The 24,727-nt window shown below is 49.2% G+C and carries 25 protein-coding genes and 1 other RNA gene; 6 read left to right on the top strand and 20 right to left on the bottom strand.

What is annotated here, in order from left to right; translation table 11 throughout:
- Nucleotides 1-165: 165 nt before the first annotated feature.
- The 8 genes from I8U21_RS01070 to cymR all read right to left on the bottom strand — a co-directional run bounded on the left by I8U21_RS01070 (nucleotide 166) and on the right by cymR (nucleotide 6,910).
- Entirely contained in the window at nucleotides 166-1,239 is a 1,074-nt protein-coding gene (locus tag I8U21_RS01070; RefSeq protein WP_309544803.1) for an AI-2E family transporter, read from the bottom strand.
- Between the two features lie 114 nt (nucleotides 1,240-1,353).
- Entirely contained in the window at nucleotides 1,354-1,554 is a 201-nt protein-coding gene (locus I8U21_RS01065) for a hypothetical protein (protein WP_181731030.1), read from the bottom strand.
- A gap of 27 nt (nucleotides 1,555-1,581) precedes the next feature.
- Complete coding sequence (locus I8U21_RS01060) at nucleotides 1,582-1,782, bottom strand: hypothetical protein (RefSeq protein WP_037993262.1); 201 nt, start codon at nucleotides 1,780-1,782, stop codon at nucleotides 1,582-1,584.
- A 16-nt stretch (nucleotides 1,783-1,798) separates the two neighbouring features.
- The gene (locus I8U21_RS01055; protein WP_181731031.1) at nucleotides 1,799-2,302 is read right to left on the bottom strand and encodes a PRC-barrel domain-containing protein; all 504 of its coding nucleotides are present in this window, start codon (nucleotides 2,300-2,302) and stop codon (nucleotides 1,799-1,801) included.
- A gap of 64 nt (nucleotides 2,303-2,366) precedes the next feature.
- Complete coding sequence (gene recD2 / locus I8U21_RS01050) at nucleotides 2,367-4,622, bottom strand: SF1B family DNA helicase RecD2 (RefSeq protein ID WP_198053054.1); 2,256 nt, start codon at nucleotides 4,620-4,622, stop codon at nucleotides 2,367-2,369.
- 68 nt (nucleotides 4,623-4,690) lie between these two features.
- Nucleotides 4,691-5,197, bottom strand: coding sequence for a hypothetical protein (locus I8U21_RS01045; protein ID WP_181731033.1), 507 nt, complete (start codon nucleotides 5,195-5,197; stop codon nucleotides 4,691-4,693).
- A 70-nt stretch (nucleotides 5,198-5,267) separates the two neighbouring features.
- Nucleotides 5,268-6,410, bottom strand: coding sequence for a cysteine desulfurase family protein (locus I8U21_RS01040; RefSeq protein WP_198053053.1), 1,143 nt, complete (start codon nucleotides 6,408-6,410; stop codon nucleotides 5,268-5,270).
- 80 nt (nucleotides 6,411-6,490) lie between these two features.
- The gene (gene cymR / locus I8U21_RS01035) at nucleotides 6,491-6,910 is read right to left on the bottom strand and encodes a cysteine metabolism transcriptional regulator CymR (protein WP_037993270.1); all 420 of its coding nucleotides are present in this window, start codon (nucleotides 6,908-6,910) and stop codon (nucleotides 6,491-6,493) included.
- 265 nt (nucleotides 6,911-7,175) lie between these two features.
- On the opposite strand from cymR, the gene I8U21_RS01030 reads away from it, so the two are divergent.
- Nucleotides 7,176-8,513 carry an AAA family ATPase gene (locus I8U21_RS01030; protein ID WP_181731035.1) on the top strand — a complete coding sequence of 446 codons (1,338 nt, stop codon included), beginning with the start codon at nucleotides 7,176-7,178 and terminating at the stop codon, nucleotides 8,511-8,513.
- Nucleotides 8,514-8,554: 41 nt separating this feature from the next.
- On the opposite strand, the gene I8U21_RS01025 is transcribed toward I8U21_RS01030, so the two are convergent.
- Entirely contained in the window at nucleotides 8,555-8,737 is a 183-nt protein-coding gene (locus I8U21_RS01025; RefSeq protein ID WP_181731036.1) for a hypothetical protein, read from the bottom strand.
- Nucleotides 8,738-8,876: 139 nt separating this feature from the next.
- On the bottom strand, nucleotides 8,877-9,467 hold the full coding sequence (locus I8U21_RS01020) for a hypothetical protein (RefSeq protein ID WP_181731037.1): 591 nt from the start codon (nucleotides 9,465-9,467) through the stop codon (nucleotides 8,877-8,879).
- A gap of 164 nt (nucleotides 9,468-9,631) precedes the next feature.
- Here I8U21_RS01020 and I8U21_RS01015 point away from each other — a divergent pair, with 164 nt between their 5' ends.
- Nucleotides 9,632-10,270: a spore coat protein gene (locus I8U21_RS01015; RefSeq protein ID WP_181731038.1), complete on the top strand. Its 639-nt coding sequence runs from the start codon at nucleotides 9,632-9,634 to the stop codon at nucleotides 10,268-10,270.
- Nucleotides 10,271-10,348: 78 nt separating this feature from the next.
- Here I8U21_RS01015 and I8U21_RS01010 read toward each other — a convergent pair whose 3' ends face one another.
- The 4 genes from I8U21_RS01010 to hisS form a co-directional block, all read right to left on the bottom strand.
- Nucleotides 10,349-10,945 carry a 5' nucleotidase, NT5C type gene (locus I8U21_RS01010; RefSeq protein WP_198053052.1) on the bottom strand — a complete coding sequence of 199 codons (597 nt, stop codon included), beginning with the start codon at nucleotides 10,943-10,945 and terminating at the stop codon, nucleotides 10,349-10,351.
- A 38-nt stretch (nucleotides 10,946-10,983) separates the two neighbouring features.
- Nucleotides 10,984-11,165, bottom strand: a non-coding RNA gene (ssrS, locus tag I8U21_RS01005) — 6S RNA.
- 38 nt (nucleotides 11,166-11,203) lie between these two features.
- Nucleotides 11,204-12,997: an aspartate--tRNA ligase gene (gene aspS, locus I8U21_RS01000; protein ID WP_181731040.1), complete on the bottom strand. Its 1,794-nt coding sequence runs from the start codon at nucleotides 12,995-12,997 to the stop codon at nucleotides 11,204-11,206.
- Between the two features lie 2 nt (nucleotides 12,998-12,999).
- Nucleotides 13,000-14,289 (bottom strand): histidine--tRNA ligase, encoded by a 1,290-nt coding sequence (gene hisS / locus I8U21_RS00995; RefSeq protein WP_181731041.1) that lies wholly within the window; start codon nucleotides 14,287-14,289, stop codon nucleotides 13,000-13,002.
- Nucleotides 14,290-14,737: 448 nt separating this feature from the next.
- Between hisS and I8U21_RS00990 the strand changes: the two genes are divergently transcribed.
- Nucleotides 14,738-15,118, top strand: coding sequence for a DUF423 domain-containing protein (locus I8U21_RS00990; RefSeq protein WP_181731042.1), 381 nt, complete (start codon nucleotides 14,738-14,740; stop codon nucleotides 15,116-15,118).
- 56 nt (nucleotides 15,119-15,174) lie between these two features.
- Here the strand turns inward: I8U21_RS00990 and tkt are convergent, their stop codons facing one another.
- The 4 genes from tkt to I8U21_RS00970 form a co-directional block, all read right to left on the bottom strand.
- Nucleotides 15,175-17,181 (bottom strand): transketolase, encoded by a 2,007-nt coding sequence (gene tkt / locus I8U21_RS00985; RefSeq protein ID WP_181731226.1) that lies wholly within the window; start codon nucleotides 17,179-17,181, stop codon nucleotides 15,175-15,177.
- 59 nt (nucleotides 17,182-17,240) lie between these two features.
- The gene (dtd, locus tag I8U21_RS00980; protein WP_181731043.1) at nucleotides 17,241-17,690 is read right to left on the bottom strand and encodes a D-aminoacyl-tRNA deacylase; all 450 of its coding nucleotides are present in this window, start codon (nucleotides 17,688-17,690) and stop codon (nucleotides 17,241-17,243) included.
- A 21-nt stretch (nucleotides 17,691-17,711) separates the two neighbouring features.
- Entirely contained in the window at nucleotides 17,712-19,865 is a 2,154-nt protein-coding gene (locus I8U21_RS00975) for a RelA/SpoT family protein (RefSeq protein WP_198053051.1), read from the bottom strand.
- A 113-nt stretch (nucleotides 19,866-19,978) separates the two neighbouring features.
- Nucleotides 19,979-20,344 carry a hypothetical protein gene (locus I8U21_RS00970; protein ID WP_181731045.1) on the bottom strand — a complete coding sequence of 122 codons (366 nt, stop codon included), beginning with the start codon at nucleotides 20,342-20,344 and terminating at the stop codon, nucleotides 19,979-19,981.
- Nucleotides 20,345-20,507: 163 nt separating this feature from the next.
- Here I8U21_RS00970 and I8U21_RS00965 point away from each other — a divergent pair, with 163 nt between their 5' ends.
- Complete coding sequence (locus I8U21_RS00965) at nucleotides 20,508-20,684, top strand: hypothetical protein (protein WP_181731046.1); 177 nt, start codon at nucleotides 20,508-20,510, stop codon at nucleotides 20,682-20,684.
- 233 nt (nucleotides 20,685-20,917) lie between these two features.
- On the top strand, nucleotides 20,918-21,292 hold the full coding sequence (locus I8U21_RS00960; protein ID WP_181731047.1) for a group I truncated hemoglobin: 375 nt from the start codon (nucleotides 20,918-20,920) through the stop codon (nucleotides 21,290-21,292).
- 48 nt (nucleotides 21,293-21,340) lie between these two features.
- Here I8U21_RS00960 and greA read toward each other — a convergent pair whose 3' ends face one another.
- The gene (gene greA, locus I8U21_RS00955; protein WP_181731048.1) at nucleotides 21,341-21,817 is read right to left on the bottom strand and encodes a transcription elongation factor GreA; all 477 of its coding nucleotides are present in this window, start codon (nucleotides 21,815-21,817) and stop codon (nucleotides 21,341-21,343) included.
- Between the two features lie 290 nt (nucleotides 21,818-22,107).
- Nucleotides 22,108-23,094 (bottom strand): 2-hydroxyacid dehydrogenase, encoded by a 987-nt coding sequence (locus tag I8U21_RS00950; RefSeq protein ID WP_232337422.1) that lies wholly within the window; start codon nucleotides 23,092-23,094, stop codon nucleotides 22,108-22,110.
- 206 nt (nucleotides 23,095-23,300) lie between these two features.
- Here I8U21_RS00950 and I8U21_RS00945 point away from each other — a divergent pair, with 206 nt between their 5' ends.
- Nucleotides 23,301-24,713: an amidase gene (locus tag I8U21_RS00945; protein ID WP_198053050.1), complete on the top strand. Its 1,413-nt coding sequence runs from the start codon at nucleotides 23,301-23,303 to the stop codon at nucleotides 24,711-24,713.
- The last annotated feature ends 14 nt before the right edge of the window (nucleotides 24,714-24,727 follow it).

The following is a 24,727-nucleotide window of genomic DNA, read 5'->3' as shown; positions in this document are numbered from 1 at the left end:
TAGCTGCATTCCGGAACTGGCCGTGGATCGATCGGTTCCGGAAAAGCCTCTCAGCCCGCGGGCTTTTCTCTCTGGCGGGGATTCAATCCACTCGGTTCCTTCATCATGTTTCACATATTCGGATGCTCTTTGGTTTTTTTATTATACAATCTGTTTGGCCTGGTTTCAAACCCTTCGTTCAATAAAATGTTGCAAGATATGCTCCGCCGTCACTTTTGCCATCGCAAAAACGGGAACAGCCAAAAGCAATCCCAAAATCCCCCCGATTTCCCCTCCGACCAACAAGGCCAGGATGATAAAGAGTGGATGCATGTGCAGGCTTCGCCCGACAATCTGGGGAGAAATTACATTCCCTTCCAGCATCTGGACAAGGAGATTGACGATCACAACGCCGACGGCCGTTTTGGGAGAAACGGTCAATGCCACAAACAATGACGGAATGAGGCCAAAGATGGGCCCCAGATACGGAATGACATTAAAGACGGCAACCAAAGCCGCCATCAAAAGCGCATAAGGCAACCCCACAATGAGATAACCGATATATGCCAGCACCCCGACAACCACGCAAACCAGAAACTGCCCGCGGATGTAATTGCCCAGCGCTTCGTCCACATCCCGCAACAAACGGAGAATCGGCTTGCGCTGTTTTTTGGGCAACAAAGTGAGCAATGTCCGCTCAATGGATTGAATGTCCTTTAGCATGTAAAAAGCCAAAAACGGAATGATCAAAACGAGAAACAGCTGGTTGATGGTACTGCCGATCCCGCTCATCATGTTGCCCACATAACCGGTCATCTTGTGCTCCAATTTTGACAAAGCCTGCTCGATGCCTTCTTTGACCCCAAACGGCAACAACTCTTTGCTGTGATCGTTGTATTCTTTGATCATGAGCTGGATCCGCCCGTTCCATTCCGGAAGATGTTCAGCCAACTCTTTGAATTGTTGCTGCAAAAGCGGAATGGTGTTCATCGCCAAAATAACGAGGCACAGGATAAACAAACTGTATATGAATAACACCGCCAGACTGCGCGGCAGAAACTTCTGGCTCAACAGATTGACCACCGGATTCAATAAATAGGAAATGATCATGGCAATGAAAAAAGGGCCGAAAACCGCCTTTAAAAATTGAAAAACCCCCGATATCCACGGTCCGAGTTGCATGAGAAAATACAAGATGCCGAGCAGAACAAGGACAAAAAGAGCACGATACAAATATTGCGGCATTTTCCATTGCTCCACGGACGGCACCTCCCGAAACACATCTTACTTATAAGATACGAAATCCTGTCTCATTTTATGAGAAGCAAAAAATCCCCGGGTTTGAAGAAGCCCGGGGATTTTCGCGGGGTTTGGTTATCTTGCGATTTGGAAGCGACGAAGCCCTTTCATCAGCCCTTCCATCATGATTTTGCGCAGCCATCTGTTTTTTTGCATGGCACGCATCATGGACTGCAAATAGTACTGTATCCTGCTTCTTTGCCGCATTTGCATCATCCGTCTGAAGCTGAATAAAATCAATCCGCCTGCGATAAGGGTGTAGAGTGTCCGGCGCATGATGAAGCTCCCTCCTTGTGGGTGAGGTCAGTCCAAATACGAAAGGTGAGAGCTTTCCTCCAAAAACAGGTCATTGAGGGAAGTCAGGGTTCCGTCTTCTTCCACTTGATACACCGAAGTGATTTGATCTTCTTCCGTGGTGATTTCCACAAAGCAGTGCCAGCAATACAGCTGATTGGTTCCCACTTTTCCCAGGTCGTGAGAATTACAATTCGGACAACGAAGCATACTGATTTCCTTCCTTCTAAGACTTGGCATCTTTGACTTCGATTTGGTCGGCGGGAGCAATCAGCACGTCTTCTCCCCAAATCAGCGGTTTATTTGTTTTCAACCACTTTCTGCCGTCCCGAATGTCATTCAAGATGCCGTCAGAGAGTTCGTACCCTATCAGCGTTCCCATTTCTTCCAGAAAATAGACATTTTCCACCGAACCCATTTCATATCCGCTGCTGGTTAAAATGGTGCGTCCTTTTAATTTCTTGTCCCCCGAACAAATGCTCATCCAATTCTTGTTTTTCAAGTTGGCGGAAAATGGATGCTCGTTGTCCACGACGACGGCATCTTTTCCGATGGAGACGATATGGTCCGTCGGAATAAACTTGCGCCTTTTGAACAAGCCGCCGTCTTCCGTCAAAATACCCCTGAACTGCTGCTGATCATCAAACAGAAGATCACAGACGGTTCCCAACTTCTTGCCTGTTTCAAGATGGATGATGGAAAGCCCGATCACTTCCTGGGATTTGCGCAAGGATATCAGCCTCCCCCGCTACCCTTAGTATTGGCGGATCACCGGTGGAAATGCGGGGGACTTGTTACCAGTCTTCCTCGATCAAGTCCTGAAGCCGGCTGTTTCGCTCCTCGCCCCGTTGGTTTTTCAACCCCTCGACCAAGGCTTCCCTTTCCCCGCACATGATCAGATACGATTTGCTCCGGGTAATCCCCGTGTAAATTAAATTCCGCTCCAGCATCCGGCGAAAAGCAAATAATACCGGAAACACCACAATGGGAAATTCGGATCCTTGCGCCTTATGGACGGAACAGGCATAGGCCAGGGAAATTTGACCCAATTGCGTCTTTTTATAAGGGACTTCCAGCCGGTCGTACCGCACCCACAACACCGGCTGATCCCCGGAGGCCTTTTCGTCAATGGCAGTGATAATGCCCATGTCTCCGTTATAAACCGGATGTTCCGTGTGATTGACCAGTTGCAACACTTTGTCGCCCAACCGGAAAACCGTGTCTCCCCAAGCAATTTCCTTTTTTTGCTCGCCCGGGGGATTTAAAACGGCTTGAATCTCTTCGTTGATGCGGTTCACCCCGACGGGGCCTTTGTAAATCGGGGCCAGCACCTGAATGTCAAACAACGTGTACCCTTTTTTGACGGCATTGACGACCGTTTGCACAATGACAGACAACACTTGTTCTTTTTTGCACGAAAAAAAACGGCGGTCGGGCCGGGGCAACAACAAATCATCCGGAACTTCACCGTTTTTCACGGCATGCGCCAGCTCAATGATCGAAGAACCTTCCTGTTGCCGGAAAATTTCCGTCAACTCGGCACGGGGAATCTCTTTCACCTGCAAGAGATGGTGCAAAACCTGTCCGGGTCCCACGGAAGGAAGCTGGTCCTGATCCCCGACCAAAATCACCTGCATTCCCTTCGGAATGGCCCGAAAAAGCGAATTGGCCAGCCAGATGTCAAGCATCGAAACCTCATCCACAATCAGCAAACTTCCTTCAATCGGATGATCAGCATGATGCTCAAAAAATTCTCCTTTCCATCCCAACAACCGGTGAATGGTCATGGCCGGAAGCCCCGTGGTTTCAGACATCCGCTTGGCGGCCCGTCCGGTGGGCGCAACCAGCCGGATGGGAAACGGCTTTTCCGTTCCTTTGTAATCATCGGGATTAATGGAAATTTCGTTCAGGCGGGAGAACAGCTGACAAATCCCCTGAATCACGGTGGTCTTCCCCGTTCCCGGCCCGCCGGTCAAGATCATCAAGGAAGACGACATCGCCATGATCAAGGCATCTCTCTGCTTCTCCGCATAACTGACTGACAACTCTTCTTCAATCTCCCCGATTTTTCCGTAAATGTCCGCCACCGAGTATTCCGGCTCAAACGGCTCCTCCAGCAATTGCTTGACGCGCATGGCCAGCCCGTATTCCGCATAATACAACGAAGGCAAATAATAGCGACCGTCTTCAACAATCAACCGGTCATCATCCAACAGGTGCTCAACATAAAGCGTCCGCTTCTCTTCCGGAAACCAGCGGACCGCCTCTTCCCCCAACAAATCATTGACTGCTTCGTTCAACTGTTCCCAAGTGACGTAAACATGTCCCCGGGACAAGGAAGCTTCCTTGATCACATACAGCAACGCGGCTTGAAAACGCTCCGGCGCATCTTCGCTGAGCCCTTGTGCTTTGGCAATTTCATCGGCCCGCCGGAACCCGATTCCGTCAATTTCTTCAATCATCCGGTAGGGATTTTCTTTCAGAATGGAAATGGTCTCATGTTTATAAGTTTGTACGATCCGCAGGGCCAGGGCCGGGCCGATTCCGAATTGGTACAAATAAACCAACGCCTGCTCCAGTCCCTGATGTTCATGAAGCTGCTCCGCAATTTTCCGGGCTTTTGCGGCCGAAATCCCTTTGATTTCCTCCAAGCAACGGGGATCGTTTGCAATTTTGTCAAGTGCCTCCGTCCCCAAAAAATCAACGATTTTTTCTGCCGTCTTTTGCCCCACGCCGGTGAACAGCCCGCTGGAAAGATAACGGATGATGGCGTCTCTGGAGCGCGGAATCTCTTTTTGCACGCGATGGGCATGCCATTGCCGGCCAAACTTGGGATGGTTTCTCCACTCTCCGTAGCAACAGTAGACTTCTTCCTGATACGGGCGCAACATGTTGCCGACCACGGTGATCTCCTCTTCCTCCACTTCTTCGGAGGCATCCGTCACCTTCAAGATAAACACGCCATATCCGGTTTCCTCGTTATAAAAAATTTCCTGTTTGAACACGCCTTTGACATAGCTTTCTTGAAACAGCTCCAACTGTGTATTCATGACACTCACCCTGATTCATGCCTTAAAGAAAAGGACCTCAAACAAATATCTGAGGTCGCTTTTACGAATTATCCCGTAAAATCTTCTTTCATTTCATCCATCACGTATTCCATCGCACATTCGGGGGAGCAAAATTCCGCTTGCTCCTGCTCCGCATCCCAATCGATGCGGGACGGGTCAAACGGATTATATTCGTGTTCGCAACAACGGCAGCGCTTGGTTTGCACCACTTGATCCAGTCCCTGTTCCAAGCGTTTTAAATGTTTTTTTTCCAACTTTAATATTTTGGCAATAAACTCCATAATTTGTTGTTTATTCTCAAAATACAACGGATCTTCTTTGGCATACGTGGTCGGATTCCACCATACCCACCGGCCGTCGGAAAGGTGGGCGACGTAAAAGTCATCCACCACCCGCTCCGAAGCTTGTTCCAAACGTTGATAGGAAGGAAAACCCAACTCGGCGGCCAAATTATCCATCAATGCACGGTCAATGTCGGCAAGCATGGTTTTCCAGTCAATGTTGTCCAATTCCTTTTCCCAATCTTCCATTTGATCAAGGGCATGCAAATTCAATGGTCTCCCTCCCTTTCTTTTTCCATTTGTTTCGATTTCCACCCTTGTTCATTCCTGCTATTGCCGGTTTTCACACCGAAGTCAACCGCTTTACAACCGACGCCGTGATTTGCGCCGCCTGTCTCACTTCTTCTTCGGTATTTTCCCAGCCAAAACTGAAACGGATGGCCGATTTTGTCACGTCATCCGGTAAATTCATCGCTTTTAAGACATGCGACACTTCCAGCGTTCCGGACGTACATGCCGAACCGCTCGCACATGCGATGCCTTCCAAATCAAAATTCATCAGTAACGTTTCAGAATCCGTACCGGGAAAACTGACATTACAAATATGGGGAAGGCTCTGGTCGGTATCGCCGTTGATCACGTGACGCGTCCCGTGTTTTTCCAGCTCTTTCAAAAAGAGTTTCCGCAACCCGTCCATTTTCGCCCGGTGTTCTGCGCGTTTTTGGCTGGCGATTTCCGCTGCTTTTCCAAATCCGACGATTCCCAAAACGTTTTCCGTTCCGGCACGGCGCCTTCTCTCCTGGGCACCTCCAAAAAAGCGGGGAATCAGCGGAACCTCCGGTGCGATATAAAGGGCCCCCGCCCCTTTGGGACCATTGATCTTATGGCTGGAGATGGTGACCAAATCCACGGGCAATGTTTTTACATCAATTTCTTCCACCCCGAATGCCTGTACCGCATCTGTATGAAAAAAAATCCCCCGTTCCCGGGCCCATTCGCCGATTTCCCGGACAGGCTGAAGGGTGCCCACTTCATTGTTTCCATACATGATGGAAACAAGTGCCGTCTCCGGCCGGGCCGCCTCTTTCAAAGCCTCCAAGTCCACAAGCCCTTTGGAATTGACCGGGAGATAAGTGACTTCAAACCCGTTCCGTTCCAAATAATGGCATGTATCCAAAACTGCATGGTGTTCAATCTGGGATGTGATCAAATGATTTCTGCCTTTTTTGCGTTCCGCCTCCATGACCCCGAACAAGGCCAGGTTATCGGCTTCGGTTCCGCCGCTGGTAAAGACAATCCTGCTGCTGTCGGCATTCAGGCTTTGAGCGATTTGGTCACGTGCCCGATCCAGCGCGCTTCTCACTTCCCGGCCGTATTGATGGATACTGGAGGGGTTTCCAAACGCATGATCCAAAAAAGGCAACATGGCTTCTTTCACTTTCGGATGTATCGGCGTTGTCGCTGCATGGTCTAAATAAATGGGCATTGATTTTCACCTTACCTGCTGAACTCTTAAAAAATCTATAATAAAAAGATACGCCTTTTCGCTTCGTTTTAAAAGTTTCTTCAGATATAAAACATATAACCGTCATGATTTCCGTCATCGGAATCATTGATCAATGAGGCCAGTGTGGTGCTGTCCAACTCTTTGACAATGGCATCCCGGACACGTTTCCACAAGTTCCGTCTGGCGGGATCATCTTCTTCGGTGTATTCCACCAGGTTGATGGGGCCTTCCAAAACCCGGATGATGTCCCCGGCAGTGATTTCTTCAGGATCTTTTGCCAGTTTATATCCGCCGTAAGCTCCGCGTACACTCCGCACCAGTCCGGCATTCCGCAGCGGGGCGATCAGCTGTTCCAGATAATGTTCCGACAACCCGTGGCGTTCGGCCACGCTCTTTAAAGGAACCGGCCCTTGTCCAAACCGTTTGGCCAGATCCATCATAATGGTTAAACCATATCGACCCTTGGTTGAAATTTTCAAGATTGCCACTCCTTTAACTTACTTAATCAAACATTTGATGGTTTTCATATGCCGTTTCAAAAATTTCCGATGCCCGTGTGCCGATCGCAAGGCATATGGACCGACAGTTCATTGTCAGTGTATCATAGCTTCATTCTCTTTTAGCAATCTTTTTTCCTGTACTTTTTGTTACATTCCGCTTGGAAAAGTTCTGTATCCCTTTACTTTTCCTGAATTTATCATAAAAATAAAACGTAGATGATTGATCTGAGAAAGGCGGAACCCTATGGACTTGTTTGAATACGGATACCAACAAACCAAAAAGGAAAGTGAACCGCTTGCAGCCCGGATGCGTCCCCGTCACATCGATGAAGTGATCGGACAACAACATATCATCGGACCGGGAAAACTGCTCCGGAGGATGATCGAAGCCGATCGACTTTCTTCCATAATTCTTTACGGGCCGCCCGGCACGGGGAAAACAACCCTGGCGCATGTAATCGCCAACCACACACAAGCTTACTTTGAACAACTGAATGCAGTGACCGCCGGTGTCAAAGATATACGCCAAGTCATCTCTGAAGCCAAAGAACGGTTAACCATGCACGGCCGCCGTTCCGTCCTCTTCATAGACGAAATCCACCGCTTCAACCGCTCCCAGCAGGATGCCCTGCTCCCGCACGTGGAGAACGGAACCATCATCCTGATCGGCGCAACGACCGAAAACCCGTCATTTGAAGTGAATGCCGCGCTGCTTTCCCGTTCCCGCATGTTTATGTTGGAACCACTGAAGGATTCTGAAATCCGGCAAATTCTGCTGCAAGCTTTACAGGACCCGGAGCGGGGATACGGCAAGGAAAACATCCGGTTGGATGAAGAGGCGCTTCAGCATTTCGTCCGCGTGGCCGGCGGGGACAGCCGCAACGCTTTAAACGCGTTGGAACTCGCGGTTATGACCACTCCCCCTGACCAAGACGGCGTCCGCCACATCACGCTGGATATTGCCGAAGAATCGATCCAGAAAAAAGTGGTGCGTTACGACAAAAGCGGCGACAACCATTATGATACCATTTCCGCCTTTATTAAAAGCATGCGCGGTTCGGATCCGGATGCCGCGCTTTATTACCTGGCAAAAATGTTAAAGGCCGGGGAGGATCCCCGTTTCATCGCCCGCCGGATTTTGATCCATGCAGCCGAAGATGTCGGAATGGCCGATCCGCGCGCACTGTTGATCGCTTCAGCCGCTGCGCACGCGGTGGACTTGGTGGGCCTGCCTGAAGCGCAAATCCCCATGGCGCAAGCGGTGATTTACATCGCCACCGCCCCGAAAAGCAATGCCGTGGTGAGAGGAATTCAAGAAGCCATGCAAGCCGTTGAAAACGAAAAAGACGGATCCGTTCCCCCGCATTTGCGCGATGCACACTTTCACGGCGCCAAAGAACAAGGCAGAGGAAAAGGATATTTGTATCCGCACGACTATCCCCGCGGTTATGTGCGGCAAGATTATTTACCGGCAGAACATCGCGGAAAAACCTTTTACCATCCGACAACTCACGGTTATGAGAAAAAATTGCAACTGTTTATGAACTGGATGAAGGAAACGCCCGGGGAATCCAAAAAATAAAAATCAGGTACGGCTTTCGTACCTGATTCTATCTTTCCCCGTCAGTTTTCTTTCTTTTTAAATATTTTTTCTTCCCGGTCTTTTCGTTTCAGGGCAGCGATCCCGGCCAATGCCAAAGCAAGGGGCACAAAAAAGTTAATTCCGCCATCATCGGTCAAAATTTCAACCAAGGCATAAATCACCGCGATCACGAGCATCATGATCCCAAAATGTTTGATCTTCATTCTCCGGCTCCTTTTTTCCAGATATTGTTCATTGTTATGTAAAGATTCCAAGTCATCTAATTCATACAAAATGATTGAATTTCTGTCAAGATGATGATTTCAAATTCTTACAAAAGTGATTCCTTCATGGAAAAAATCACTATTGTTCCACCTGTTTCCAAGGATTTCTCTCATCTCCGAATAACCCGGTTTCCGGCGGGATTCCTTGATTCTCCCTTTCCGCCACATAAACCCGGTCTTCATAACGGACATAATCTCCCGGTTGATAAACACGATCAGCTTGCCAAGGTTCAACGGATCTTTCTTCTTCTTTGGGGTCCGGACTCGTAGTTTCCGGTTCATCTTTGTCGACCGGATTCACCTTTGGCTTCTGAACCGATTCGGGGGTTTTTTCCACTTCCCGGTTTTTTTCCTCATGCATGTCAGCCTCAAAAGTTTTCACATCGGAAACTTCTTGCGATGCTTGAGCCACGGGCTCCGGTGCGTGGAACGTCCGGGTAATCTCGGGAATTTCAGGAACATGCCGCACCACGACCCTTTCTGCAGACAACCCGTGGACAGCCTCTCTTTGTTCTTCATTATCCATCAAACGTCCGGCACCCATTCCCACAGCCAGCAAAATCACACACGTCCACACCAGCTTGTTGGGAATGCGTTGTTTTTTTCTGGAGGAAGGAAGCGGCGGCAAGGTTGATCCTGACACCTTCCGTGTAACCACTCTGATTTTCAATGATAAATCCTCCTTATGTAGAGAATTGAGATCATAAATATGAAAACTTCGACGTTATTTAAATGACCCCTTCGCTTTACCAACGATTTACTGAAACAAACAAGAGTATCATTTATCTATTTGGTCATATTACCTAATGTTGACTCAGAAAGGAGGAAGAAATTATGAATCAATTTCAACATCAACAGGAAAATCAAACCATGAACCCTTCGGTTCCCCCTTCACTGAACCATGGCGCTCATGAAATGATGGATGTGCATGAACTTTTATCTTTTGGTATCAACACATTGAACCAATATACCATGTTGGAACAGCAATGCACTTGCCAGGAACTCCGCGATATCATCCGGCGGCAACATGAATTCATGACACAAGAATATAATACATTGCTTGAATGTTTCTCCACTGGAACCCCGCCTCAACAACCCACCGGCAAGTATGAAATGAAGCAAGGAAACAACGTGATTTACGGCATGGAAGCCGGTACGCCGAAGAAACCGATCCAATCCGCCAATGAATGGAACAACGAACACATTTCCCAACAAATGATGGGACTGATGAAAACTTCTGCCGCCGAGAAAGCAAGAGCCGCTTGCGAAATCACCAACCCCGTGGTACGCCGCGTCGTTCAAGACAGCGTGGCCAACTGCCTGGAGATGGCGTATGAAATCTTCCTGTATCAAAACAAAAAAGGATACTATCAGGTGCCTCAGCTCCCGTCGGACGTCATGCAACAAATGATCCAATCTTACCAACCGGCCAATGACATAATGGCCTCTTCCCCGCAGGCACCGGTGCAATAAACGGGAGACCGCTCCTTTCCAAGGGGCGGTTTGTATTTTTTAGAAAAAACAAAAGCCGCAAAGCATCGGCGGGGTGCTTTACGGTTGATCAGTGTCCTTTTTCTGTTTGGAACGTTCCATTTCTTCAACCAATGAATACACTTGTCGCCAGTTGGTAATCCGTTTTAAAGGCACCGGAAAGTCGCGATTGTAGACGGCATCGACGATCACCGTGGGCACCTGGCTTTTCACCAGCTTTTCCAAATGATCGGGAGCATCTTCGAAAAACAGCTCCACTCCCAGTTCCTTGGCAACTTTTCCTTTATCTTGCGAATTCATGATCAGATTTTTTCCGTTATAAGGAAAGCCGTGTTCTTTCAGCCACTTCCTGGTAACGCTTTCAATATTTTTCAGATCGGGCCGCGCGGTAATAAAATAAATCTGGTGTCCTTGGTCAGCCAGATCATTTAACACTTCCACAGCATGATTTAACGGGACACCCAGCTGGTAAATTTCTTCTTCCAGCGAACGCCACAGTTTTTGCCCTTCTTTCGGTGTCAAACCATACGCTTTATCCAAATAGAAGTCTTGCACATCTTCCACTTTGACTTGTTGATTCAATTTCCGGTTGTAAATTTCCACAGCGGCACGGTGAGTATCTTTGATGGTATTGTCGATATCCACACCAATAATCATGTTTTTCGCCTTCCTCTGTCATTCCACACATAATAAAAAAGAGTCCCGTTATGCCGTGCTCCGTTAGTTTTGAACCTGCTCTCTCGCAGGTGGGTGTCCTGCATCCATGTTCGAAGGTCCACTCACTTTTCGTGGCTTCCCCTAGCATGGATGACGCAGACTCCCTTTTCATGGGTGTTGGCTCAAAACATCCCGGCGGACACGTACATCGCAGGACTCGTTTCGTTGCTTCTATATTACCAAAAATTTAAAGGTGCATCAAGCCAGAACGTCTTCAGCCTTCTTCTTTGGCTTGATTTGGATGTGCAGTTCATCCAACTGGCTTTCTTCGACCGGAGAAGGCGCTTCGGTCAACAAGCAACTGGCTTGCGCGGTTTTCGGGAAGGCGATGCATTCCCTGAGATTGCTCCGTTTGGCCAGCAACATGACAATCCGGTCAAACCCGAAGGCGATTCCTCCGTGCGGCGGAGCCCCGTACTCAAAAGCTCTCAGCAAAAAGCCGAATTTTTCTTGGCTTTCTTCTTCGGTGATGCCCAACGCTTTAAACATTTTTTCCTGAATTTCCCGTTGGTAAATCCGTTGGCTTCCCCCGCCGATTTCATAACCGTTTAACACCATGTCATAAGCTTTGGCCCGAACTTTGCCCGGGTCGGTTTCCAACAGATCGATGTCTTCTTCCACCGGCATCGTGAACGGATGATGCATCGCATAATAGCGTCTGTCTTCCTCCGAATACTCAAGCAGCGGGAAATCGACAACCCAGGCGAACCGGTAAACATCCGGGTCAATCAAGCCCAGCTCCTGCCCCAGCAGCAACCGCAATTGCCCCAGCACATGAGCCACCACAGCAGGCTGGTCCGCAACAAAGAACAACAAATCTCCCGTTTCGGCACCGGTGATTTCCTGAATCCGGGAAATCTCTTCCTCTGTTAAAAACTTGGCCACCGATCCTTTCACACCGGACTCTTTCAAGGCCAGCCACGCCAATCCTTTCGCCCCCAGCTCCTGTGCCTTGGCACTCCAACCGTCGATTTCTTTCCGGCTCCAGCCGGCACACCCTTTGGCACAAATCGCTTTGACTTGCCCGCCGTTTTGGATGGTTTTGGCAAAGACTTGGAAAGAAGTGTTTTTCAAGGCTTCCGACAGATCGTTCAGCTCCATGCCGAAACGCAAATCCGGTTTATCCGATCCGTAGCGTTCCATGGCTTCCTGATAAGTCAGACGCGGGAAAGGGGTTTCCACCTTGACCCCGATAGTCTCCTGGAACAATTCGGCCATCATTTGCTCCATCATCGACTGCAGTTCTTCGGCCGGCAAGAAAGAAGCTTCAATGTCGATCTGGGTAAATTCCGGTTGCCGGTCGGCACGCAAGTCCTCATCCCGGAAACAACGGGCAAATTGGAAATACCGGTCCATGCCCGCCACCATGAACAACTGTTTAAACAATTGAGGCGATTGGGGAAGGGCATAAAATTCCCCTTCGTGCAGACGGCTCGGCACCAAATAATCACGTGCTCCTTCCGGTGTGCTTCGAGTGAGCATCGGGGTCTCCAATTCCATAAAGTGGTTCCGGTCCAAAAAGCGGCGGACCACTTGCATGGCTTTGTGGCGGATTTGCATGGTGGTCTGCATGCCCGGACGGCGGAGATCCAGATAACGGTATTTTAAGCGGATGGCTTCATCCACTTCTTCATCATCGGTAATCATGAAAGGCGGGGTTTTGGCGGCATTAAACACGTGCACCTCTTTTGCGAGCAACTCGATTTCCCCGGTTTCCATGTTGGGGTTGACATTTTCCGGATCGCGTTCAACCACTTCCCCGCGCACCGCCAAGACATACTCGCTCCGGATTTGATCGGCAACCGCCGCCGCTTCTGCGGAAATTTCCGGATTAAACACCACCTGCACCAGCCCGGTGCGATCACGCAAGTCGATAAAAATGAGACCGCCCAGGTCCCGGCGCTTTTGCACCCATCCATTTAACACAATCGTTTTTCCGGCCAGTTCTTTGGTGCATTCGGAAACATAATGGGTACGATAAACCTGTTCCACGCTTATCTCCTCCTGATGTTTGCTTTGATATATGGAATCAACTGTTCAAGCTCAATCGTTTCCTGTTCTCCGGAGCCCAAATGTTTGACGTTGATTTTTCCTTGCTCCAGCTCGTCTTCACCCAAGATGGCGGCAAAGCGGGCATGGCTCCGGTCCGCTGCTTTGAATTGCGCCTTCATTTTCCGGCCCAAATAATCCTGATCGGCGGCAATCCCGGCTTCCCTCAATGCCTTCAGCCATTTCACACCGGCTGTTTTTGCTTTCTCCCCGATGGTGATCAAATAACAATCGATGCCTTTTTGGACGGGAATTTCCACCTTCTGCTCCTCCAAAGCCAACAGCACCCGTTCCAGCCCGATGCCAAAACCAAAACCGGGCATTTCCGGCCCGCCGAATTCTTCCACCAGGCCGTTATAGCGGCCGCCTCCGCCGATGGTCCCTGCTTGGGCCCCCGCAACATCCACCATGAACTCAAAAGCGGTGTGGGTGTAATAATCCAGTCCCCGCACCAGGCGGTCATTGATCACATACGGGATTTCCAAAGCATCCAGATACGACTTGACTTGCTCAAAATGCTGCCGGGCCGGCTCACTCAGATCGTCCAAAATCGACGGCGCCTCCATCGCAATCTCTTTGGTCTTCGGATCTTTGCTGTCCAGAATGCGCAGAGGGTTTTTGTACAAACGTTCCCTGGCTTCTTTTGACAAGGAATCTTTGACCGGTTCAAAATAATCGATCAGGCGCTTCCGGTAACGTTCCCGCGTTTCCTGATCGCCCACGCTGTTGATTTCAACCCGGACATCTTCTAATCCCAACGCTTGATAAAAATGCATCCCGAGTGCAATCACTTCCGCGTCCAACGCCGGATCCGCGCTTCCGAACACTTCCACCCCGAACTGGTGAAACTGGCGTCTTCTTCCGGCCTGGGGATTTTCATACCGGAACATCGGCCCGATATAATACCATTTCGTCGGTTGCGGATCGGCAAACACTTTTTTCTCCACAAAAGACCGGACCACTCCGGCCGTTCCTTCCGGACGAAGCGTTAACGCTCGCTCGCCGCGGTCATGAAAACTGTACATTTCTTTTTCAACGATATCGGTCGCTTCCCCCACCCCGCGTTGATAAATCTCCGTATGTTCAAACAAAGGGGTGCGGATTTCGCGAAAACCGTACAGGCGGCAAATCTTGCGCGCCGTCTCTTCCATCCATTGCCATTTCTCCACTTCGCCCGGCAGAAGATCGTCCGTTCCGCGCGGAACAAAGTATTTCGGCGATGCTTGATATTTCATGAACGCATTCCCTCCTAAACACCCGTCTTCCGTATTCACAAATTAAAAAATCTCCCGCCACTGACTTATTGTCAGGGACGAGAGATTGGTTTAACGATTCCCGTGGTGCCACCCTAATTGGAAACAATGAGTTTCCCGCTTTCACACTCGTTATCGCCGAGTTACGTCTAAGTCTACTGGCCAACATTGGCGTTCGGTTAGATACTCCGGGTGTCTTTCACTGCCCCGTCACAAAGGAAATCTTCCAGCCTCAGGATTCCCCTCTCTGGTTGCTCGCCAGACAGCTACTTTTCCCATCATCGTGCGAATATCCATTTCAAGTTGATTTATCTAAAGATTTTAATGAGGGAGATAGCTTTTGTCAAGAAAAAGATCAATCTTTTTTCTTTTGCACTGTGTGATGAATTCATGAATCATGGTATGGTAATGATGGACAGGAGGGATCATCATGAAAGTGTTCGTCATCCTGGGAAGCATCAACATGGCTCTTGCGGTGGCCATCGGGGCTTTTGGCGCTCACGGACTAGCCCCCAGGGTAACGGATAAAATGCTTCAAACCTGGGAAACAGGCGCTCATTATCATATCATTCATGCCCTTGCATTGATTGCCGTCGGCCTGTTGATGAGTAAAGCAGGCCAAGCTTCATCGCTCATGAGCATCGGCGGTTGGCTCTTGTTTGCCGGCATCGTCATCTTTTCCGGAAGTTTGTATACGCTGGTCTTGACCAATGTAAGCAAATTCGGCATGATTACACCGATTGGCGGTGTCTGCTTCATTATCGGCTGGATCCTGGTTGCCATTGCCACCGCCAAAATGGCCATCGAATAAGGACACGTTTCCAAAAAAAATCCCTGCCACTTACGACAGTGACAGGGATTTTTTGTTCAGCCCCGCAACAGCTTTTCCATATGCGAGACCACATTATCCACATGGAAACCATACTCTTTCATCACCCGGGACCCCGGAGCCGATGCCCCGAAACGATCGATGCCGATCACCGCGCCGTTGTCGCCGACATAAGCATCCCATCCCATCGGATGAGCGGCTTCCACCGCAAGGCGTGCCTTGATGTTGGAAGGCAACACCGATTCACGGTAATCCTCAGGCTGTGCGTCAAACAACTCCCGGCATGGCATGCTGACAACCCGGACATGGATTCCTTTTTCAGCCAGTTTTTGTTGTGCCTCAACCGCCAGGCTCACTTCAGAACCGGTGGCCAGGATAATGCCATCCGGTTTTCCCCCTTGGGCTTCGGACAGAACATAAGCCCCTCTTTCAATGACAGTGCGGTCTTTGCCCACCGTTCCTTCCAGAACCGGCAATCCTTGCCGCGTCAAAACAAGCGCAACGGGATGTTCTTTTTGGCTCAATGCATAAGCCCAGGCGGCAACGGTTTCATTCGCATCCGCCGGACGGATTACCTTGAGTCCCGGAATCAAACGCAAAGACGGAACATGTTCCACCGGTTCGTGTGTCGGCCCGTCTTCCCCGACTGCAATGCTGTCATGCGTAAAGACATAAACAACAGGCAGTTTGGACAAAGCGGCAAGTCGGATAGACGGACGCAAATAATCGGAAAAGACCAGGAAGGTTCCGCCATACGCACGAACCCCGCCGTGGAGCAGCATTCCATTTAACGCCGCACCCATGGCATGTTCGCGCACACCAAACCAAATGTTTCTTCCCGAGTAATCTTCGGCATGGAACACGCCCTCTTCTTTCATCATGGTATTATTGGACGAAGCCAAGTCAGCTGATCCGCCGATCAATTCCGGAACCGCTTTGGCCAGGGCCTGCAACGTTTGACCGGAGGCGGCCCGGGTGGCAAGCGGCTTGTCTTCAGTGGTGAATTTCGGCAATTGTTGTTCCCAATCGGCCGGCAGTTCCCCTCTCATCACCCGGTGGAACTCCCGCGCCAGTTCCGGGTGTTTGACTTCATACTGTTTCAACAAGTCTTGCCATGCCGCTTCCGATTCACTCAGTTTGGAAGCGAGATCATCAAAGTATTGCCGCACTTCCGCCGGAACCGTAAACGGTTCTTCATAAGGCCAGCCATATTCTTTTTTCACCGCTTCCACTTCATCTTTGCCGAGCGGTTTTCCGTGGACTTCGGAAGTACCGGCACGGTTGGGGCTTCCATACCCGATGATCGTGCGCACTTCAATCAAAGTCGGACGGTCGGTCACTTTTTGTGCTTCTTCAATCGCTTTGCCGATGGCATCCAGATCATTTCCGTCTTCCACCAGGAGATAATGCCAGCCATAAGATTCATAGCGTTTTTTCACACTTTCAGTAAAGGCGTGGGCCAATTCTCCATCCAGGGAAATATCGTTGGAGTCATACAGGGCGATCAACTTGCCCAAACGCAAGTGTCCGGCCAGCGATGCGGCTTCTGCCGAAACCCCTTCCATCAAATCGCCGTCACTGCACAACACATAGGTGTAATGGTCCACGACATTCAAACCGTCACGGTTGAAACGCGCGGCCAAATGGGCTTCCGCCATCGCCATCCCGACCGCAGTGGAAATCCCTTGCCCGAGCGGACCTGTGGTCGCTTCCACACCGGGGGTGTAATTGGCTTCCGGATGGCCGGGCGTTAAGCTTCCCCACTGACGGAAGTTTTTCAGATCATCGATGGAAAGCGGATATCCGAACAAATGCAGGAGACTGTACAGCAAGGCACTGCCGTGACCGGCAGACAACACAAACCGGTCGCGGTTGAACCATTTCGGGTTTTTCGGATTGTGTTTCATATATTTTGCCCAGAGTTCGTAGGCCATCGGGGCCGCTCCCATCGGCAATCCCGGATGTCCTGAATTTGCTTCTTCAATCTGATCAATCGACAACATACGAATGGTGTTTACAGCTAATTGATCCACGTTGGACACTATGTATCCTCCTTTTTTATCTGACTGATTACTCAGCGGGTATTATAACATATCTGTCTCTTTTAGGATGCTTCTTTGCTCTCCAAAATAAAAGTGACCGGCCCGTCATTGGTGAAAGAAACTTCCATCATCGCGCCAAATATGCCGGTTTCGACCGGAACACCGTAACTTCTCAAAATTTCATTAAAACGCCGGTACAACGGTTCCGCCACTTCCGGTTTGGCCGAACGCATGAAATTGGGGCGCCGGCCCTTCCGGCAGTCCCCGTACAATGTAAACTGGGAAACCGAAAGTATGGCACCCTTCACATCCAGCAACGAATGATTCATTTTCCCGCTTTCGTCCTCAAAAATCCGGAGATGAACCGCCTTGTCGGCCAAGTAGCGCAAATCCTCTTCCGTGTCCCCTTCTTTAAAACCGACAAGGAGAAGGAGCCCGTGATCAATGGCTCCCGTCACTTCCCCATCCACGGTCACACGGGCATTTTTCACCCGCTGCAAAACCACCTTCATGCCTGACACCGTCCTTTGCTATCATTGAATAATCCGACGAACGCTGTAAATGTCGCGAACTCCCTTGACCCGTTCCACCACGGATTTCAAGTGATTGATGTTTTGAATTCCCACCCGGATGTGGATGGAAGCGATGCCGCGCCGGTCCCCTTTGGCACTGACGGCCGACAAACTGGTCTGGGTGTCGCTGATGACCTGGAGCACTTCATTCAACAAGCCTTGCCGGTCAAATCCGGAAACCTCGATATCGACCTGATAATGCTGGGAAGTTTGGCTGTCCCACTCCACTTCGATTCTCCGCTCTTTCGGGACATTATTCAAATTGGGGCAATCCGCCCGGTGAACCGTGACCCCGCGCCCTTGTGTCACATATCCGGCAATATCGTCCCCGGGAACGGGATTGCAACACCGGGACAAGCGGATGAGCAGATTGTCGACGCCTTTGACCCGGACTCCCTGATCCGCTTTGTGGTTTCGGTGGCGCATCGTTTTCACGTCCGGCAGGACGACCGGTTGTTCTTCCTCTTTGAGACCGTCTGTTAACCGGTTGACAACCTGTGCAGTGGTAATCCCCCCGTATCCGACGGCCGCAAACAAATCATCCGGATCCTGAAAGTTAAATTTCCGGGTCACTTCTTGAATGCGTTCATTGGTCAATACTTCGCTCACTTTAAAGTCATGTTTTTTCAAAAGCGCTTCCACCATTTCGCGGCCTTTGACAATGCTTTCTTCCCGTCTTTGCTTTTTGAACCAGCTGCGAATTTTATTCCGTGCATTGGAGGATTTGACAATTTTGAGCCAATCCTGGCTGGGGCCGTAACTGTGCTTGGAAGTAAGGATCTCGACAATGTCTCCCGTGTGAAGCTGATAATCCAGGGGGACAATCTTTCCATTCACCTTTGCCCCGATGCACATATTGCCGATATCCGTATGAATCCGGTAGGCAAAATCGAGCGGGACGGAGCCTTGTGGCAACTCAATCACATCCCCTTTGGGGGTAAACACAAAAACCGAATCCGAGAACCAATCCACCTTCAGGCTTTCCACAAACTCCAGCGCATCTTTCGTTTCTTGCTGAAGCTCCATCATTTCACGGAACCATTTGAGCTTTTCTTCAAATTTGCTGTTTTCAATGGTGCTTCCTTCTTTATATGCCCAATGGGCCGCAATCCCGTATTCAGCCGTCCGATGCATTTTCATGGTGCGGATTTGCACCTCGATCGGCTCTCCTTTGGGACCAATCACCGTCGTGTGCAACGATTGATACATATTGGCTTTCGGCATGGCAATGTAATCTTTGAAACGGCCGGGCATCGGTTTCCAGATCGTATGAATGATTCCCAACACCGTGTAACAATCCCGAACCGTGTTGACGATGACCCTGACCGCCATCAAATCATAGATCTCATTAAATTCTTTGTTTTGCGTCACCATCTTGCGATAAATGCTGTAAATATGCTTCGGGCGCCCGGAAATATCCAGCACCGGGACATCCGAACCTTCCAGGCGTTCGGACAACGTCGAAATGATTTCATCCAGATATTGTTCGCGTTCCGCCCTTTTTTTCTTCATCAGATGAACGATCCGGTAATATTGTTGCGGGTTCAGATAACGGAGGGCGGTGTCCTCCAATTCCCATTTGATCTTGGAAATTCCGAGCCGGTGAGCAAGCGGGGCGTAAATTTCCAGCGTTTCCCTGGACTTTTCCCTTTGTTTCTTTTCGGGCATGTATTTTAACGTTCTCATGTTATGGAGACGGTCTGCCAACTTGATCAGAATCACGCGAATGTCTTTGGCCATGGCCACAAACATCTTCCGGTGGTTTTCCGCTTGGTGCTCCTGATTCGACTTGAATTTCATGCGTTTGCGCAACTTGGTCAAACCATCCACCAGTTTTCCGACAGCAGGCCCGAATTTTTCTTCCACTTCTTCCAAGGTGACACTGGTGTCTTCCACCACATCATGCAGCAGGGCGGCGATCAGTGTCGTTAAATCCATCTTCAGCTCCGCCAAGATGATGGCAACTTCCACCGGATGATGAATATAAGGCTCACCGGATTTCCGGGTTTGTCCCTCATGCGCTTTGGCGGCAAATTCGTAAGCCGCCTTCAGGCACATCACATCTTCTTTCGATAAATACGACTCAGCAATATCGATTAATGCATCGATCGGCATACCTCTCACATCCGTACCAAAAATAAGTTTTCCTTTTATTATCACTCAATGGCTTGTGAAAGTAAAGGGAAATGCAGATATAGGAAATAAACCGATCGGTGATCCCAATCGGTTTATTTATGCCGGCGGATCCGGAACATCCCGGACCGGCCCCATCCTCCAGTTTGTCTGCGGATATATAAACTGATGACGGTCAAAATGACGGCAGCGACCGTAATCATCCCGTACCGCAAATATTCTTCTGTCACGTACATCATGACGGGCGCGATGACCACGGTGCCATAGATGGTGCACTCCACGCTCACAATCAACATACGCCACACTTTATACAGATAACCACGCAGATCCAACCGGGTCGGTGAAAATAACTCACGAAACAACAAAACAACCAGACCAATCATCCAAATCACTACTGCAATCAACAATATGATCGAAAATCCCGTGATAAATGATGAGAATCCTTCCTGAAATGATTCCACGCGCGTCCTCTCTCCTTAATAAAAAAATTCACACATAATCTTTTAACAATAATAATGCAATCTCCTGTTTCCTGCAATTCCATCGGTTGAAATCAGGATCCCCGAATAAAATCCGTTGAAAATGACAGGTTAAGATTATCTGTTACCATATGGAGGTGAGCAAATGAAAGAAGAACAAATGAAACAAGACAAAATGAAAAAGCCAAAAGCCCGGCGAGATCAGGAACAAACCGAATTTGCATCCGAGTTTTTTGAGGATGAATCCACCCGGAAGGTCATGAGTGCCATTCAGGAAGCGTACAGCCAAGCCGGACCGGAGGAAGCCGAACACACCAAGTAACCGGGTCCGCTCAGAAAGCCCCATGCATTTTCATGGGGCTTTTTTAGATTTTATTTTTATTTGCACTCCCATTCAAAATCGAATAAACTTTTCTTATGAAACCAATCGGCAAATTTATTCCATTTTTTCCTATATGTATCTTGTTTAATCGCACGGATTGCTTCACTGGAAATATATTCGATGAAATTTTTTGTCAATTTTTACTCTTCCCCCCTACGAACGGAGGATGTTTTATGCTAAGAAGTACCAAAAGCACTCTCTATGAACGCTTGGGCGGAGAGCAGGCCATTACAGCAGTGATTGCGGAATTTTTTAACCGGATGATGCAGGATGACCGGGTCAACCATCATTTTATCGGCGTCAACATCGAAGAATTGCGGCAGAAACAAATCACCAACTTCATGAGCTATGCCATCAGCGGGACCCCGCTCTATGACAAAGCAACATTAAGAGAAGCCCATACCGGTTTGAACATCACCTCGGAAGAATACGAAATCGCCATCAAACATTTAAACAGTTCGTTGAGAAAATACAATGTGGGTCTGGGTGATATCGCCAAAATCGAAGCATTCCTGCGCAGTGTAAAGCCACATATCATTAATAAATAACAGGGAAGCGGCATGACCGCTTCCCTGTTATTTATGTTATGCATCCTTTTATTCAATTTCAATGATTTTAAACTGAATGGTTCCGGACGGAGTGGAAACGTTGACGATTTCGCCCACTTTTTTGCCGATTAATTCTTTCCCGATCGGGGATTCATTGGAAATTTTGAACGAAGCGGGGTCGGATTCGGCGCTTCCCACGATCGTATAAGTCTCGCGTTCCCCGTCCGGCTGTTCTTCAATCGTCACTTTGCTTCCCACGTTCACCACGTTTTTATCCTGATTGGCCGCATCGATGATTTTTGCGTTGCGGATCATGTTCTCAAGCGTAATGATACGGGACTCCACAAAAGCTTGCTCTTCTTTGGCTGCGTCATATTCAGAGTTTTCGCTCAGGTCCCCTTGGGCAATGGCTTCTTTTAACCGTTGGGCGACTTGTTGGCGCTTTTCCGTTCGTAAGTATTCCAGCTCTTCTTTTACCTTCTCGAGTCCTTCTTCTGTCAAATAAACTTCTTTATTTTGCGACATACTAACTCATCCTCCTTTAATGCAACACAAGCTCTTCTCGTTGCTTGTGCTCCCGGCGATCCGCCGCCAGTCTGCTGATCCCATTCTCTTTTCACAAGCATTTTATGAAGTTTCAATCCCGTCAAACGGTGGTTGTAAGCGATTTCACCTCGTAATTCAACGCTGAACAACATTGGCCTGAAACCAACCATCAAACCTCGAAATTAAACTGAGGAATATATTAACACATTTTATTTCTTCCTCCAAGTAAAGAACCAAACTTTTTTCTTTCAGCCACCACCTTGTCAAAATTACCCGTAAAGCTTTTCCCAGGCGCGGGTGTTGACAACATGCGGCGGACGCTCTCCTTTCAAGAAGCAGATCAAGTTTTCCACGGCCAAGCGGGCCATCGCTTCCCTCGTTTCAACGGTGGCACTTCCCATATGGGGAGCCAGCACCACGTTTTCCATTTCTTTGAGCTCTGCCGGAACTTCCGGTTCCCTTTCATAAACATCCAGTGCCGCTCCGGCAATTTCTTGATTTCGCAAAGCCTCGGCCAATGACAGTTCATCCACCAACGGGCCCCGTGCGGTATTAATGAGACACGCACTTTTCTTCATTTTTTTCAGCGCCTGTCGCCCGATCAAGTGATGCGTTTCCGGGGTGTAAGGGGCGTGCAGCGAAACAAAATCAGCTTCTTCCAACAGCTCGTTCAATGAACTCCACCGGACCCCCAGCTTTTGCTCTTCTTCAGAAGACAAGCGTGTGCGGGAGTGATAGATCACATTCATATGAAAAGCCCGCGCCCGGTATGCCACGGCTTGGCCGATTCTCCCCATTCCGATGATTCCCAGGTTTTTTCCGGTCACCTCCGTCCCCAATAAAAACCCGGGTTCCCATCCTTTCCATTCCCCGCGCCGGACCAACCGGTCTCCTTCCGACACCCGGCGGGCCACATCAAGCAACAGGGCCCACGTCAAATCCGCGGTTGCATCGGTCAACACACCCGGCGTGTTCGTAACGATGATCCCGGACGATGTCGCTCTTTCCACATCAATATTGTTGTATCCAACCCCATAGTTGCTGATGATCTTTAACCGGTGGCAAGCATCCATCACCTCTGAATTGATTTCATCGGACACCGTACATAAAAGGGCATCTTTATCCTTGGCAAATTGCATGATTTCCGACTGAGTCAATTGCCGGTTCAACGGGTTCAGTTCCACTTCCATATGCTCTTTTAATTTGGATATATAATGTTGGCTGATCAAACTTGTGACAAAAACACGGTGACCCAATGATCTTCCTCCTGTTCATCATGCAAAGGTACCATAACTGCATTTTTGATCTCTATAATATTCGACCAATAATCCTTCTTTCCCTGCTAATCTTTCCAAGAATCCCCGAAATATTTTCCTTTTTCTTCCATACATCCCGCCCCTCCCCGCGAGCAACAATGATATAATAATAACAGAATACTCTGAATCAATACAGGGGGAATCCAATGAAAGAAATCCTGACCATGGATGCAACGACCCTGTCCAGGGAATTAAAAAAGGGGACCTGGGATGTGGAAGAGGTTTTGCGAACTTATTATCACCACATCCAAAAAATCAATCCGCATTTGAATGCCGTTGTCGAAACACGGTGGGATGATGCATTGAAAGAAGCCCGGGAAATCAAGGATCAAGGTTTGAAAGGGCGTTTGGCCGGTGTCCCGGTCAGCTTGAAAGAATCTTTTTTCGTCGAAGGAACCGTCACCTCGGGAGGCCTTCCCCACCATGCTTCCGCTCCCCGGCCGTGCGATGCCGAAGTTGTCCGGCGTTTGAAAAAAGAAGGAGCCATTATCCTTGCCAAAACCAACACACCTTCACTCTGCTTCTGCCAGGAAACCGATAATCTTCTTTACGGCCGCACCAATAACCCGTGGAATTTATCCAGGACAAGCGGGGGATCCAGCGGAGGGGAAGGTGCACTGATTGCCGCGGGCGGAGCTGCGGTCGGCATCGGGGCCGACATCGGGGGATCCATCCGGTTTCCGGCCCATTTCAATGGAGTGATCGGTTTCAAGTCCGGTATGAATCAAGTGCCGGATGAAGGATTGTTTCCAAAGCTGGCTCATCCCTTGCAGCAAAATATGCTGGGCATCGGCGCCCTTTCCAAATCCGTCGCCGATGCCCAATTGATCCATGAAATTATCGCCGGAAAACCGTCTCCCGTCCAAAATCTCTCCGAGTACACCCTGTCGGTGCCTGATCTTTGGTTTTTCACCCCTGTCAACACTTCAACCAGGCAACTGTATAACCAAATCCATTCCTTTTTGAAACAAGATTTCCCCATCGACCGGACCCTCCCGCCTCACTTTTCGGACTCCACACAAACGTGGTTTTGGATCATGACTTTTGACGGCGCCCGATCCTTTCTCCAGCAGACCGAGTTTGACCATATCGGACAAGTGTTTTGGGATTGGCTCAAATCCAAAACCGGCCTCAAGCCCCGTTACCACCACTATTTGACCTGGGCTCTTTTGGCCGCTGAATTTCTCAAACCCTCCCCCCGGGAATGGAAAGACTTGCTCATCCGGTGGAAAAAAACGAAAATGGAAGTGTATGATTTTCTAAAACAACGCATCTTGGTTTTGCCTGTTTATCACAGCCCGGCCCTGAAACATGGTGAACTTTACCGCCAACTCTTTTCCATCCGGAAAACGATTTTTAAATACCTGCAGTTTATCACGTATGCCAACACATACGGACTGTGTTCCCTCACCATACCCATCGGGGAAAACGAAGAACATCTGCCGGTTGCTTTTCAGCTGGTGACCATCCCTGGACAGGAAGATGCTTTGTTCCGGCTGGGTACAGAGCTGGAAACCCGTTTTCGAGGCTATCGTCGGGCCACACATTATGATTCTTAAAGCAGCAAAGGAAG

It is taken from the genome of Thermoactinomyces sp. CICC 23799 (assembly GCF_016055145.1).
GTDB classification, from domain to species: domain Bacteria; phylum Bacillota; class Bacilli; order Thermoactinomycetales; family Thermoactinomycetaceae; genus Thermoactinomyces; species Thermoactinomyces intermedius.
Note: the sequence above shows the minus strand (reverse complement) of the source record. Positions and strands in the feature narration are given on the sequence as shown.